At 76.0% G+C, this 13,136-nt stretch carries 11 protein-coding genes and 2 pseudogenes; 5 read left to right on the forward strand and 8 right to left on the reverse strand.

Annotated elements, in window-relative coordinates:
* Window positions 1–74: 74 nt before the first annotated feature.
* Window positions 75–560, forward strand: a complete 486-nt coding sequence (locus NRO40_RS03640) for a Rieske (2Fe-2S) protein (RefSeq protein WP_058941238.1) — start codon at window positions 75–77, stop codon at window positions 558–560.
* Between the two features lie 430 nt (window positions 561–990).
* On the opposite strand, the gene NRO40_RS03645 is transcribed toward NRO40_RS03640, so the two are convergent.
* Window positions 991–1,896 carry a LysR family transcriptional regulator gene (locus tag NRO40_RS03645; RefSeq protein WP_058941237.1) on the reverse strand — a complete coding sequence of 302 codons (906 nt, stop codon included), beginning with the start codon at window positions 1,894–1,896 and terminating at the stop codon, window positions 991–993.
* 73 nt (window positions 1,897–1,969) lie between these two features.
* On the opposite strand from NRO40_RS03645, the gene NRO40_RS03650 reads away from it, so the two are divergent.
* Window positions 1,970–3,019 carry a DMT family transporter gene (locus tag NRO40_RS03650; protein WP_058941236.1) on the forward strand — a complete coding sequence of 350 codons (1,050 nt, stop codon included), beginning with the start codon at window positions 1,970–1,972 and terminating at the stop codon, window positions 3,017–3,019.
* 106 nt (window positions 3,020–3,125) lie between these two features.
* Here NRO40_RS03650 and NRO40_RS03655 read toward each other — a convergent pair whose 3' ends face one another.
* On the reverse strand, window positions 3,126–4,460 hold the full coding sequence (locus tag NRO40_RS03655; RefSeq protein WP_079046904.1) for an aminotransferase class I/II-fold pyridoxal phosphate-dependent enzyme: 1,335 nt from the start codon (window positions 4,458–4,460) through the stop codon (window positions 3,126–3,128).
* 23 nt (window positions 4,461–4,483) lie between these two features.
* On the opposite strand from NRO40_RS03655, the gene NRO40_RS03660 reads away from it, so the two are divergent.
* Window positions 4,484–5,278, forward strand: a complete 795-nt coding sequence (locus tag NRO40_RS03660; protein WP_058941234.1) for a pyridoxamine 5'-phosphate oxidase family protein — start codon at window positions 4,484–4,486, stop codon at window positions 5,276–5,278.
* A 10-nt stretch (window positions 5,279–5,288) separates the two neighbouring features.
* Complete coding sequence (locus NRO40_RS03665; protein ID WP_058941233.1) at window positions 5,289–5,933, forward strand: FMN-binding negative transcriptional regulator; 645 nt, start codon at window positions 5,289–5,291, stop codon at window positions 5,931–5,933.
* A 17-nt stretch (window positions 5,934–5,950) separates the two neighbouring features.
* On the opposite strand, the gene NRO40_RS03670 is transcribed toward NRO40_RS03665, so the two are convergent.
* The 4 genes and pseudogenes from NRO40_RS03670 to NRO40_RS03685 form a co-directional block, all read right to left on the reverse strand.
* Window positions 5,951–6,934, reverse strand: a complete 984-nt coding sequence (locus NRO40_RS03670; RefSeq protein WP_058941296.1) for an EamA family transporter — start codon at window positions 6,932–6,934, stop codon at window positions 5,951–5,953.
* 22 nt (window positions 6,935–6,956) lie between these two features.
* Window positions 6,957–7,600, reverse strand: a pseudogene (locus NRO40_RS03675) (Clp protease N-terminal domain-containing protein).
* Between the two features lie 163 nt (window positions 7,601–7,763).
* Window positions 7,764–8,390: a PadR family transcriptional regulator gene (locus tag NRO40_RS03680; RefSeq protein WP_058941295.1), complete on the reverse strand. Its 627-nt coding sequence runs from the start codon at window positions 8,388–8,390 to the stop codon at window positions 7,764–7,766.
* Between the two features lie 119 nt (window positions 8,391–8,509).
* Window positions 8,510–9,113, reverse strand: a pseudogene (locus tag NRO40_RS03685) (DinB family protein).
* 125 nt (window positions 9,114–9,238) lie between these two features.
* Between NRO40_RS03685 and NRO40_RS03690 the strand changes: the two are divergent.
* Window positions 9,239–10,048 (forward strand): PhzF family phenazine biosynthesis protein, encoded by an 810-nt coding sequence (locus tag NRO40_RS03690; RefSeq protein WP_058941294.1) that lies wholly within the window; start codon window positions 9,239–9,241, stop codon window positions 10,046–10,048.
* A gap of 158 nt (window positions 10,049–10,206) precedes the next feature.
* Here the strand turns inward: NRO40_RS03690 and NRO40_RS03695 are convergent, their stop codons facing one another.
* Window positions 10,207–10,962: a CPBP family intramembrane glutamic endopeptidase gene (locus tag NRO40_RS03695; RefSeq protein WP_107115041.1), complete on the reverse strand. Its 756-nt coding sequence runs from the start codon at window positions 10,960–10,962 to the stop codon at window positions 10,207–10,209.
* 424 nt (window positions 10,963–11,386) lie between these two features.
* Window positions 11,387–12,910, reverse strand: a complete 1,524-nt coding sequence (locus NRO40_RS03700) for a glutamate-cysteine ligase family protein (protein ID WP_058941231.1) — start codon at window positions 12,908–12,910, stop codon at window positions 11,387–11,389.
* Window positions 12,911–13,136 lie beyond the last annotated feature (226 nt).

Here is a 13,136-nt window from a genome sequence, read left to right on the forward strand (position 1 = left end):
CGGGGCGGCGCCGGGCTCCGTACATCCGCATGACCTGGGGGATCCCAGGTGTGTCGAGGTGGAAGGAACGGCGCATGACCGGGACGGACGGAGCGGCGGCGGCACGGGGTGCGGGTGGGACGGTGGCGCGGCGGACCGTGGTCGCGGCGGCGGGGGGCGCGGGCCTCGCCGCGGCGTTGACGGCGTGCGCCGGGTCGGACGGCGGGTCGACGGCGCCGCCGGCCGCGCCCCCCGCGGGCAGTGGCCCGGCGCGGGACGCCGGGGGCGGGGCGGGGCAGGTCCTGGCGAGGACGTCGGACATCCCGGAGGGTGGCGGCCGGGTCTTCGGTGACCGGGGCGTGGTCGTCACGCAGCCGAAGGCGGGCGAGTTCCGGGCCTTCTCGGCGATGTGCACGCACCGGGGGTGCGCGGTGGGGGACGTCACGGACGGGGTGATCAACTGCCCGTGCCACGGCAGCCGGTTCGACGCGGCCGACGGGAGCGTGAAGGCGGGCCCGGCGACGGAACCGCTGGCGGCCGCGAAGATCACGGTCGAGGGCGACTCGATCAAGCTCGCCTGACGGCACCCCCCGCGCCCGGCACCCCGGTCCCCGCGCCCGGCACCCGCCTCCGGCGGCCGGCCGGGCGGGGCGGGAGGCGGGCGGCGTCGTCGACGCGGTCGGCGGGGACGGCTGTCGGGAGTCCGCCCCGACCCGTCGCCCGGCCCGGCCCGACCCGTCGCCCGGCCTGATCCTCCGCCGCCCGGCCCGGCCCGTCCCGGCGTCCGCTCCGGCTCCACGCCCGTCCCGGCCCCTCGCCCGGCCCGTCCCGGCGTCCGGCCCGTCCCGGCCCCTCGCCCGGCCCGTCCCGGCGTCCGGCCCGTCCCGGCCCCTCGCCCGGCCCGTCCCGGCGTCCCGCCCGTCCCGCCCGTCGCCCGGGGCGTCCCGTCGCCCCAGCCCTGGCCCCAAGCCGTCCGTTCGCCTCGGGAAGCCGTGCCGCGGGCCCGGCCGGTCACTCCGCCACGGCGGCCGCCGCGTCCCGCAGCGCCTCGACGGCCGCCCTGATCGAGGGCCGCCGGTCGGCGTCGCCGCGCCACACGGCGTAGATGTGCCGCCGCATCCGCTGCCGCACGGGGATCAGTACGACCCCCTCCGGTACCGGGCCGCGCCCGAGCCGGGGGGTGACGCACACGCCGAGGCCCGCCTGGATCAGCGCCAGCTGCGTGTGGTGCTCGCCCGCGAGGTGGGCGATCCGCGGCTCGATGCCCTGGGAGCGCAGGGTGAACACCAGCCACTCGTAGCAGAACTCGCCCTCGGGCCAGGAGACCCAGTCGTCGTCGGCCAGGTCCGTCAGGTCGACCTCGGCGCGCCCGGCGAGCGGGTGGTCGGCGGGTACGGCGACGTCGGCCGTGTCGTCGAGGAGCGCCGTGTGGACGAGGCCGCCCGGGACGGGCAGGCGCTTGTTGCTCCAGTCGAGCACGACGGCGATGTCCACGTCCCCGCGCAGCACCTGGCGGATGCCGTGCTCGGGTTCCCGCTCGCTGCTGCGCACCCGCAGCTCCGGGTGGCCGGCGCGCAGGGCGGTGATGGCGTGCGGGAAGAGGCCGCGCGCCGCCGTGGGGAAGCCGGCGAGCCGCACCTCCCCCACGGCGCGGCCCCGCTGGGCCTCGATGTCCGACTGCGCCAGCTCGACCTGCGACAGGATGCGCGCCGCGTGTCCGGCGAGGAGTTGCCCGGCGTCGGTCAGGCGCACCCCGCGCCCGTTCTTGGCGACGAGTTGCTGGCCGACTTCGCGCTCCAGCTTGGCCAGCTGCTGCGAGACGGCGGACGTGGTGACGTGCAGTCCGTCGGCGGCGGCGCTGACCGAGCCGTGCCGGGCGAGGGCGTCCAGGGTCCGCAGGCGCTCCAGGTTCAACATGTAAGCAATACTAACCAGACTCATCAATAAATTCTCACTTGTTCTAAGTGGTTCGCCGGGCCATGGTGGCCTCATGAGCACCACGCCCCCGCAGCGGACCCCGTCCTCCGCCGACCGGCCCACCCCCGCCGCCCTCGCCGCCGCCTCCGCCACCGGCGGTCCGGCCGCCGGTCCCGCCCCCCGGCGGGCGCGCCGCGTCGACTGGCGCGTCCGGCTGGCGGTGCTCTCCGTGGTCTGGGGGTTCAGCTTCCTGCTCATCAGGGTCGGCACGTCGGCGTACGCCCCGTTCCAGGTGACCTTCGGGCGCCTCCTGTTCGGTACGGCCGTGCTCGCCGCCGCGATGGCGTTGCGGCGGACGGGGTTGCCGCGCGGGGCCCGCACCTGGGCGCATCTGACGGTGGCGGCGTTCTTCCTCAACGCCGTGCCGTTCTCGCTCTTCGCCTTCGCCGAGCTGACGATCCCCTCGACCCTCGCGGGCATCTGCAACGCCACGTCGCCGCTGTGGGGCATGGTCCTGTCGCTGGTCGCCCTGTCGGAGGACCGGCCCACGCGCCGCCGGGTGGCCGGTCTGGGGCTCGGTTTCCTCGGCGTCCTGACGGTACTCGGGGCCTGGCAGGGCTTCTCCGGCATCGACGCCGGCGGCACGGTCATGGCGCTGCTGGCCTCGCTGAGCTACCCGATCGGCTGGATCTACGTGCGCCGCACGCTGGCGGGCAGCGGCGCTTCGCATCTGCCCCTCACGGGTGCGCAGTTGCTGCTGGCGACGGTCCAGCTGGCGGTGGTCACCCCGCTGTTCACGAGCTGGCCGTCGTCCTTCCCGGTGCTCCCACTGCTGGCCGTGGTCGCCCTCGGCGCCCTGGGTACCGGCTTCGCGATGCTGCTGCAGTACGGGATCGTCTCCGAGGTCGGCCCGACGACGGGGCAGATGGTCACATACTTCACGCCGGTCATCGCCACGGCCGCCGGCGTGACGCTGCTGGACGAGCCGCTCACCTGGAACACCCCGGTCGGGGCGCTGATCGTGCTGGCGGGCGCCGCCCTCACCCAGACCCGCCCCGACACCGCGTCCCGCCGACTCCCCGGCCGGCGACGGAACGACGGCGAGGCCGCCGCCCGACAGTGAGGCCCGCGCCACCCGCCGGCGGCGGCCCGCCCCGCCCGGCAGGCCGGCCGCCGGGGCCGCTGCGCCGGCGCGAGGCACGCGGCCGGGCCGGCGCCGCGTCCGCGGCTCAGCGGTGGACGCCCACCGCCATCGGCCCGGCCGCCTCCGCCACGGCCGTGGCGAGCGCCGTGATGTCGTCGCCCCTCAGACCGGAGACGGTGAGACGGATGCCCGGGGGCGAGGCCACGCGGAACCGGGCGCCGGGCGCCACCGCCCACCCCGCGTGCAGCAGCCGGGCCGCCGTACCGGTCTCGTCTGCCACCGGCACCCAGACGTTCATCCCGCTCCGGCCGTGCGCCCGGACGCCCCGCGCGGCGAGGGCGGCGATCAGCGCTTCGCGCCGCTCCCCGTACGCCCGCGCGACGGCCGGCGCGTCCACGGCACCGGACTCCCACAGGTGGACGACGGCACGCTGGAGCAGCCGGCTCACCCAGCCGGGGCCGAGGCGCTGCCGGCCCAGGACGCGGTCGACGGTGGCGTGGTCGCCGGTGAAGGTCGCGACCCGGAGGTCGGGGCCGTACGCCTTGGCGACCGAGCGCACGTAGAGCCACCGCCCGGTGGCCCCGGACAGCGCGTGGAGCGGCTGTTCCACGAAGCCGTGGCCGTGGTCGTCCTCGACGAGCAGCACGTCCGGGTGACGGGACAGCACCTCCCGCAGTCGCTCGGCGCGCTCGGCGCCGACCGCCGCCCCGGTCGGGTTCTGCGCGCGGGCGGTGACGACGACGGCCCGGACGCCGTCGTCGCGCAGGGCCCGCTCCACCTCGTCCGGCAGCGGCCCGTCGTCGTCGACGCCGACGGGCACGGCCCGCAGCCCCAGCGCCGGCACGAGGTCGAGCATGCTGCCCCAGCCCGGGTCCTCGACGGCGACGGCGTCCCCGGGGCGCAGGTGCACGGCGAGGGCGCGTTCGATGGCGTCGAGGGAGCCGGAGGTGACGCCGACGGGTCCGTCCGGGACGCCGTCGGCGTCCAGCGCGGCCCGGGCGAGCCGGGCGAAGCGGTGGTCGACGGGCGGTTCCCCGTACAGCCCGTGGTGCTCGTCGTCCCGGCGCGCGGCGGCGGCCAACGCGGGGGCGAGCGAGGGCAGCAAGGACGGGTCGGGGTTGCCCTGGCCGACGTCGCGGACACCCTCGGGCGCGTCGATCCGGACGGCGTCCCGCGCGGTGGTGACGGGCCGGGGGCGGATCCGGCTTCCGCGGCGGCCGGCGGTCTCGATGACGCCCCGCTCCCGCAGGGTCCGGTAGGCGGCGGCCACCGTGTTCGGGTTGACCCCCAGCTGCGCCGCCAACTCCCGCATGGGCGGCAGCAGTCGGCCCGGCGCGAGCTCACCCGCGCCGACCCCGCGCTCCACGCTGGCCGCGATCTCCGCTGCACGACGCCCGCTGATCCGATACTCTCCTAGCACAAACCACAGTATGCACTAGTGCAATGGAGAACGCAATGCCGGAGACCGCCTCGACGTCACCCCGGGCGCCGGAAGCGGGGGGTTCGTACGAGCCGACCGACCACACCGTCCCGACCCGCGGCCGCCCGAAGGCCTCGTACGACCGCGCCCTGGTCCACGCGGTGCTCGACGAGGGGTACGTCTGCCACCTCGGTTTCGTCCGCGACGGCCGGCCCGTCGTCCTGCCGACGCTCTACGGCCGGGTCGGCGAGCGGCTGTACGTCCACGGCTCCACGGGCTCGCGCCCCCTGCGCATGGCGGGCCGCGCTTCCGGTACGGCGGCCGACGGTACGGCTGTCGACGGGACGGCGGCCTCCGGTACGGCGACGCCCGACGGGACGGCCGCCGGCGGGACGGACCCCGGGCTGCCCGTGTGCCTGACGGTGACGCACGTCGACGGGCTGGTACTGGCCCGTTCGGCGTTCCACCACTCCGTGAACTACCGGTCGGTGGTGGTGCACGGCGTCGCCCACCAGGTGACGGACCCGGAGGAGCGGCGGGCCGCGCTCGACGCGCTCGTGGACCACGTGGTGCCGGGCCGCTCGTACGACTGCCGCCCCGCCGACGCCCGGGAGCTCGCGGCGACGGCCGTGCTGAGCCTGGATCTCCGGGAGGTGTCCGCGAAGGTCCGCACGGGCGGGGTGAACGAGGAGCCGGAGGACCTGGCGCTCCCCCACTGGGCGGGCGTGATCCCCCTGGTCACCCGGTACGGGACGGCGCTCCCGGACGCCGACCTGGACCCGGCGGTGCCCTTCCCCGACTACCTCGCCGCTCTGTGAGGGGGACACCGTGCTGATACACCCCTGGGACGCGGCGCGCGACGACGCCGAGTGGCGGGACTGGCTCGCCCACCACGACTTCGGCCAGCTCGCGGTGAACGGCCCGTCCGGTGCGCCGCCGTGGGTCCAGCCGCTGCACTTCCGCTACGACGCCGAACCCGGCCCGTTCGGCGAGGTCGTCACGCACCTGGCCCGGCCGAACCCGCTGTGGGCCGCGCTGGAGGCCCGGCCGACCGTCGTGCTCAGCGTCGTCGACGACTATGTGTTCGTCCCCGGCCCCTGGGCGGCCCCGGAGGGCGCCCCGCCCGAGCACGGCACGCCCACGTCGCTGTACGCGGCCGTCCAGCTCGTCTGCACGGCACGGGTGGTGGACGACCCGGCCGAGAAGGCGGAGCTGCTCGGCCGCCAGGTCGACCACTTCCAGCCGGCGGGCGGCTCCGCCCCGGTCGCGGCGGGGGAGGCGCCCTTCGGGCGGCTGCTGGCGGGCCTGCGCGGACTGCGGCTGGAGGTGACCGACGTGCGGGCCAAGTTCAAGTACGCCGGGCACAAGGCGGAGGCGGTGCAGGACCGCATCGCCGCCGGGCTCGCCGAGCGCGGCGGCCCGGGCGACGCGGCGGCGCGGGCCCACCAGCTCCGCCGCCGCGACCGCGCGTAGGACCGCCGGCCGGGGCCCTACCCCCGGGGCGAGTCGGCGGACAGGGCCCGGGCGTCGGGGAGGGGGTCGGAGCCGGCGACGGGCCCGGAGGGCGCCTTCGGCGTGGACGACTGGGCGATGAACGCCCCGACCAGGACGAGCGCGCCACCGGCCACCTGCGGCGCGGTGAGGTGCTCGCCGAGGAGCACCCAGGCGAGGACCGTCGCGATGACGGCCTCCAGGCAGGCCACGACCCCGGCGACCTGCGGGGAGAGCCGGCGGACGGAGACGACCCCGGTGACGTACGCCAGCACGGTCGCGACGAGGACGATCCAGCCGAGCAGCAGGCCCGCGGGCACGGACGCGCCGCCGAGGTCGGCGCCGCCGGCGACGACCCGCCAGTCCATGGACCAGGGCCGGGCCACGACCGTGAGGACGGCCGCGCCGACCAGGAGCCCGTAGGCGATGACACCCATGGGGTCGACGGGCCGGTCCTCGTCCCCGCCCTGGTCGGACAGGACGAAGTAGCCGACCTGGCAGCAGGCGGCGCCGAGGGCCAGGGCGAGTCCGAGCACGTCGAAGCGGAGGCCGGCCCACACCTCGACGACGCACGCCAGGCCCGCGACGGCGAGGACGACGCCCAGGGCGGCGGCCCGGGTGACGGGGCGGCGCTGCACGAACCGGACCCAGCCGAGGACGAGCGCCGGGGCGAGGTACTCGATGAGCAGCGCGACCCCGACGGGGATGCGGGAGAGCGCGGCGAAGTAGAACGCCTGGACGCCCGCCACCGCGAGGAGGCCGAACCCGGCCAGCAGGGCGGGCTTGCGGCGCGGCAGGTCGCGGTGGCGCCAGGCCACGGGCAGCATGACGAGCGCGGCGCCCGTCACCCGCAGCCACACCACGTGCAGCGGGTCGAGGCCCGCCTCGATGAGCGGCTTGGCCGCGACACCTGATCCACCGAATGCGAACGCCGAGACCAGGGCCAGTCCCAGGCCGGCGCTTCTCACCTGAGACGCGTGCATCGGCACATGATGGCAGGCGGCGTCAGGAGCGTAAAGGTCGTGACACCTGTTGAGACGGCTCCGCGGACGAGGCGTCGAGGCGGGCACACAGCGCGGTCGCGTCGACGCCCGCCCTGGTCAGCACCTCGACCGCCCGGCAGCGCGGGTCAGCGGCCAGCGCGGCGAGGAGGTCCAGGGGCGCCGCGCCGAAGCGCCGCGCGCCTCCGCCCGGGCGGAGGCGGCGGCCAGCGCGGCGGTGGCGGCGGGTGACCACCCGGGCAACGCACCACCAGCCCCACCAGCCGCACCCGGCCCCGGCGGGGCGGTGGGCACGGCGGGCGAGCGGGACGAGTCGGGCGAGCAGGCCACGACGGGAGCGACGGGTGGCGGGGCCGAGTCCTCCACCGAACGGCGCCAGCGCAGCCCGTATCCGATGCCGCGCTGGGCCAGGTACCCCAGGAGGCGCGCCACGCGGGGCACTCCCCCGACGGCGGCGCGCACGTCCGGGTCGGACTCGACGAGGGAGTGCAGGAGGTGGGCCGTGTCGATCTCCCGGTCACCGTCCCGCGCGGCCCTGCGCCGGGCACCGGCGACGGCGGCGGCGAGTCCGGCCGCCGCGAGCGGGGGCTCGGGCTCCGCTCGACGGCGGGCGGGCCGCCGGGGCGCCGGCGGGGTGGAGCGCTGCACCCTCCCACCCCACCAGGCGCGGGGCCCGCGGTCGTCCCCGCCGGGGACCATCCGCGCGTCCCACGACAGGAGGGGGCCACCCGCCCACCCTCGTCCTGGAGGAGGAGGGGCGCCTGCTGCCGTACGCGTACGCGCCCCCCGGGCCGTGCCGGGGGCGCGCGCATCAGTCCTCGTCGGCCAGGATGAGGTAGAGCCGCTTGCGGGCGTCGTTGATGACGGTCAGGGCCTTCTTCCGCTGTTCGGCGGAGCCCGTCTTCCACACCTGCCCGAACGCCTCCAGCAGCCCGAAGCCGGCCTGCCGGATCTCGTTCATCGCCTCCCAGTCGATGCCCTTGCCGGCCTCCTCCCAGGGGGCCTCCGGGGCGGCCTCGGCTTCCTGGCGGCCGCTGTCGGTGAGCGCGAAGAGTTTCTTGCCGCCCTCGCTGCGGCTCTCGATGAGGCCCTCGTCCTCCAGCAGCTGGAGGGTCGGATAGACGGACCCCGGGCTCGGCTTCCAGGCGCCGCCACTGCGCTCGGCGATCTCCTGGATCATCTCGTACCCGTGCATCGGGCGGTCCTTGAGCAGCGCCAGGATCGAGGCGCGGACGTCACCGCGGCGCGCCCTGCCCCGACCGCCGCCGCGCCCGCGCCCACCGAAGGGGCCACCGCCGAAGCCGGGGCCGCCTCCGAAGCCGGGACCGAAGGGACCGAAGGCGGCCCTGCGGCCGTCGAACTCGCCCTGGCCGCGGTGACCGGGCCCGCAGTGGCCGTGCCCGCGTCCGTGGTCATGATCGTGATCGTGTGAACGCATCATGCGCTCCTTCCATCGTTGATCAGTCGCGATGCTTCAACGATATATCGGAAAGCATCGTCCGACAACCCTCGTCTTCCTTGGACCTCCGGGACTCCCCGGCGCCCGATCGCCCGCCGTCACCCGTCCCGTTCGGCCTTCCACTCCGCCTCCCGGGCGGCGTGCTCCAGCCGCTTCCGGTACTCCTCCCACCACGCCGCGTCCCCCGGCGCCACGGCGGTGTGGTCCCGCCGCATCCCCGCGCCGTCCGTCAGCTCCCGCAGGACGTCCGCGTGGCCGGCGTGCCGGTGCGTGTCGGCGATCACCCGCACCACGGCGTGGGGCAGCGTCACCGCGTTCCGATCGGCCGGCCACCACGGCACCGCGCCGACGGTGTCCAGCGGCAGCGGGTCGATCGTGGCGTCGGCGTGCGCCCCCGTCCGGCGGTGGAGGGCGACGACCTGTGCACGCGGCTCGTCGGCGGTGGCCCCCGTGTCGGCGTTGGCGTCGGCGCCCTCGTCGAGCCAGGGCAGGGGTTCGCCCGAGGGCCGCCCGAAGGTGCCGCCCAAGTACCCCGGTTCCGCCCCGGCCCCGTGCTTGACCAGGCCCAGGAGAGTGGTGCCGGGTCGGCGTGAGCGGACGGCGGACGTCGTACTCCGAGAGCCCGTCGAGCTTCCACAGCAGGGCGTCGCGGGCGGACGGGAGGGAGAGGTGGAGGACGGTCCTGGCATCCGATGCGGTCATGGGCGCCAAGTCCGGCTGCCGCGGCCGACGGCCCCGCTCCGTACCGGGCGGCACGACGGACTCCGGTCCAGACGCCGCCGATTGGCCTTGGCCCGCGGCCCGGGACGCGTCCTACGGTCATGCCCATGCGCATCCGAATCGTCGACGCCTTCGCCGACCGCCCGTTCTCCGGCAACCCCGCCGGCGTCCTGCTCCTCGACGCGTTCCCCGACGACTCCTGGCTGCGCCGGGTCGCCGCGGAGGTCAACCACTCCGAGACCGCGTTCGCCCACCCGTTGCCGCCCGGCGGCCAGGCGGACTGGGCGCTGCGCTGGTTCACCCCGGTGACGGAGGTCGACATGTGCGGCCACGCCACCCTGGCCACCGCCCACGTGCTGCACACGACCGGCCGCGCCACCGGGACCGTACGCTTCGCCGCCCGCTGCGGCGTGCTGACCACCACCGCCGCCGAGGACGGCTCCCTCACGATGGACTTCCCCACGTCGACGCTCACCCCGGTCGCCGCGCCGGCCGGACTCGCCGAGGCGCTGGGCACCGAGCTCGTCTCCGTGCACGACACGGCCGCCCACATCGGCGACCTGCTGGTGGAGGTGCGCGACGAGGAGGCCGTACGCGGCCTGGCGCCGGACCTCCCGGCACTGGCGGACCTGTCCGAGCGCGGCGTCATCGCCACGGCACGCGCCGCGGACCTGGCGGCCGGCCACGACTTCGTGTCGCGCTGCTTCTTCCCCCGCGTCGGCATCGACGAGGACCCCGTCACGGGCAGCGCCCACACGGCGCTCGCCCCGTTCTGGTCGGCCCGCCTCGGCCGTGACGAGCTGACCGGCCTCCAGGGCGGCGCGCGCACCGGCGTCGTCCGCACGGCACTGCGCGGCGACCGCACCCTGCTGACGGGACGGGCCGTGACGGTCATCGACGGCGAGCTGCACGCCTGAGTGAAGCGGGCCCCCCGGCCGCCCGCCGGCCCCGGGGCCCGACCCGCGCCCCCGGCCGGCCTCAGCCCCTGATCACGCCGGCCGGCCTCAGCCCCTGACCGGGCCCCGACCGGGTCCGCGGTCCCCGCCACGCGCCCGGTTCCGGGGCCCGCCCGCTCTCACGGCGCCGTGGGCAACCAGTCCACCTCGCCCGCCAGCAGCCCGTACCCGACGAAGGCCACGATGTCGAGCAGCGCGTGCGCCACGACCAGCGGGCCGACCCGCCCCCACCGGCGGTACAGCAGCACGAAGACCACTCCCATGACCAGGTTCCCGATGAACCCTCCGATGCCCTGGTACAGGTGGTAAGAACCGCGCAGCACCGAGCTGGCCACCAGCGCCGCCATCGGGGACCACCCCAGCTGACCGAGCCTGCGCAGCAGGTAGCCGACGACGATGACCTCCTCCACCAAGGAGTTCTGGATCGCCGAGAGGACCAGCACGGGGTACTTCCACCACTCCGCCGGCAGCGCTTCGGGGACCACGGTGAGGTTGATGCCGATCCCGCGCGCCACCAGGTAGAAGGCGAGGCCGGCGCTGCCGATGCCGGCGGCGACGAGCGCGCCACGCCGCAGGTCGGGCCCTGGCCTGCGGCGGTCGAAGCCGATCGCCCGCAGCCCGGCGCCCTCCCGCAGCAGCAGGTGGGCGACGAGGACCACCGGCACGAGCGCGGTGGCCACGGAGAACAGCTGCCAGGCGAGGTCCAGCCAGGGCCGCCCCGGCGCGTACGAGCCGTTGAGGGTGGCCGCCTGCTCCTTCAGCCCGCCCGGCCTGGTCAGCGATCCGACGAAGCTGATCAACGAGGAGACCGCGCTGGCGCCGAGGGAGAGCGCGAGCACGATCAGCGTCTCGGAGCGCAGGGCCCCGGGCCCGATCCCGGTCGGCGGGTCGCCGGCCGCCCCGCTCGTCCGTTCCGCATCTGTCCGCACGCGCGCCTCCCGTCGTGGTCTCGCGCCGTCCAGCTTGCCCGACGGCCGCGGGAGGCGCGCGGACGGGTCCCGCCACACCCGGCACCGCCCCGGCACCACGAAGACGACCCGGCCCCGGCACCACCGACAGGCCCCGGTCCCGGAACCCCCTGATGCCACGGACCCGGCACAGCCGGTACGCCGCGACGCCACGGGCACGGCCCAGCCCCGACGCGTACCCGGCACGGCCCCGGACCGCCCGGACGTCCGGGCCACGGCGCGCCCCGGTTCCCCGTCCGGGGAACCGGCGCCCCGTCCGGGGAACCGGCGCCCCGTCCGGGGAACCGGCGCCCGCGAGGCCGCGGCGCGCGGGCGCCCCGAGGGGCACGCCTCAGGGGGTCCGCCGCGGGTACCGCTCCGGGAAGCCGGCGGGCCAGGTGTGGACCGGTTCGCCGGTCATCGCGAGTTCCCGGTACCGGCGGGCGGTGGCCGCGAGCGCCGCCTCCCGGTCGAGGCCCGCCTCCTGCGCCCGGTGGAACGTCCCGACCTGCCAGGAGGCGCCGTTGACACGGCGGCGGCAGCGTTCCTCGATGAGCCCGAGGCACCGGTCGCGGTCGCCCGCCTCGATGCCCCACGCGTCGAGGCCCGCAGCGGCGAGCGGCAGCAGTTCGTCCCGTACGAGCTTCACCGCGGGCACGACGGTCACGCCGCCGCCGCGGCCGGGGCGGGGCCAGCGCAGCTCGGCGTCGATGCCGTGGCGGCACGCGGAGTCGAAGTTGGCGGAGGCGTCGGCGAAGCCCATCCGCCGCCACACCGGCCGGGGGTCCTCGGCGAGGGCGCGGACCAGTCCGTAGTAGAAGGCCGCGTTGGCGACCACGTCGTCGACCGTCGGCCCCGCGGGCAGCACCCGGTTCTCCACCCGCAGGTGCGGGACGCCGTCCACGACGCCGTACACGGGGCGGTTCCAGCGGTAGACGGTGCCGTTGTGCAGGACGAGCTCCCGGAGGGAGGGGACGCCCCCGTCGTCGAGCACCCGCAGCGGGTCCTCGTCGTCGCAGAGCGGCAGCAGCGCGGGGAAGTACCGCAGGTTCTCCTCGAACAGCTCGTACGCCGAGTCCACCCAGCGCTCCCCGAACCAGGTCCGCGGCCGGACGCCCTGCGCCTGCAGCTCGGGCGGGCGCGTGTCGGTGGCCTGCTGGAAGAGGGGCGGGCGGGTCTCCCGCCACAGCTCGCGGCCGAAGAGGAAGGGGGAGTTCGCGCCGATGGCGATCTGCACGGCGGCGACCGCCTGCGCCGCGTTCCACACGTCGGCGAAGCGTTCCGGGGTGACCTGGAGGTGCAGTTGGACGGAGGTGCACGCGGCCTCCGGCGTGATGGAGCCGGCGGTGCAGCTGAGCCGCTCGACACCGTCGATCTCCAGGGCGAAGTCCTCGCCGCGCGCGGCCACCATCTGGTCGTTCAGCAGCATGTAGCGGTCGACGTCGCTGATGTTGACGAGGTCGACGTCGCCGCGGGTGAGCGTCGGCAGGATGCCGATCATCAGGATCCCGGCGCCCAGCTCCTCGGCCTTGCGGTGGGCGTATCCGAGGCCGGTGCGGAGTTCCTCGGCCAGCTGGGAGAAAACGTGCCCGGAGAGCCGGTGGGGGGCGATGTTCACTTCCAGGTTGAACAATCCGAGTTCGGTTTGGAAATCACCGCTGGCGATGCGTTCCAGGACCCGTCCGTTCATCATGCGGGGCAGGCCGTCGGCTCCCGTGAGATTCAGTTCTATCTCCAGCCCCATGAGATTCCTGGGCCGGTCGAACCGTTTCTCCGCGAGGAGCCGCTCCAGGGCCTCCAGGCAGCTCCCGAGCTTCCTGCGGTACCTCTGCCGATCGGCCAGGTCGAACCCGACGGCCACGACCTTCTCCCCCATCGAAGCGTCCCTCCTCGAGTGGGCGGCACGCGGCGTCGCCGCTCGTGTCACGGACGATGATGCCCACCCGGGCGGATCCGTAACGCCCCCGCGGAGAGGCCTTCGCCACTAAGCTGGCCGGGTCGGTCGTCCGGCACATTCCGGAGGCATGGCGTGGCTAGCAGATCTCCCTGCCCGGTGTGGTGGAATGGGGCGGCGAGATTCGGCCTTCCGAGCCGTGGGCAAC

It is taken from the genome of Streptomyces changanensis, from assembly GCF_024600715.1.
In the GTDB taxonomy this organism is placed as follows: Bacteria; Actinomycetota; Actinomycetes; order Streptomycetales; family Streptomycetaceae; genus Streptomyces; species Streptomyces changanensis.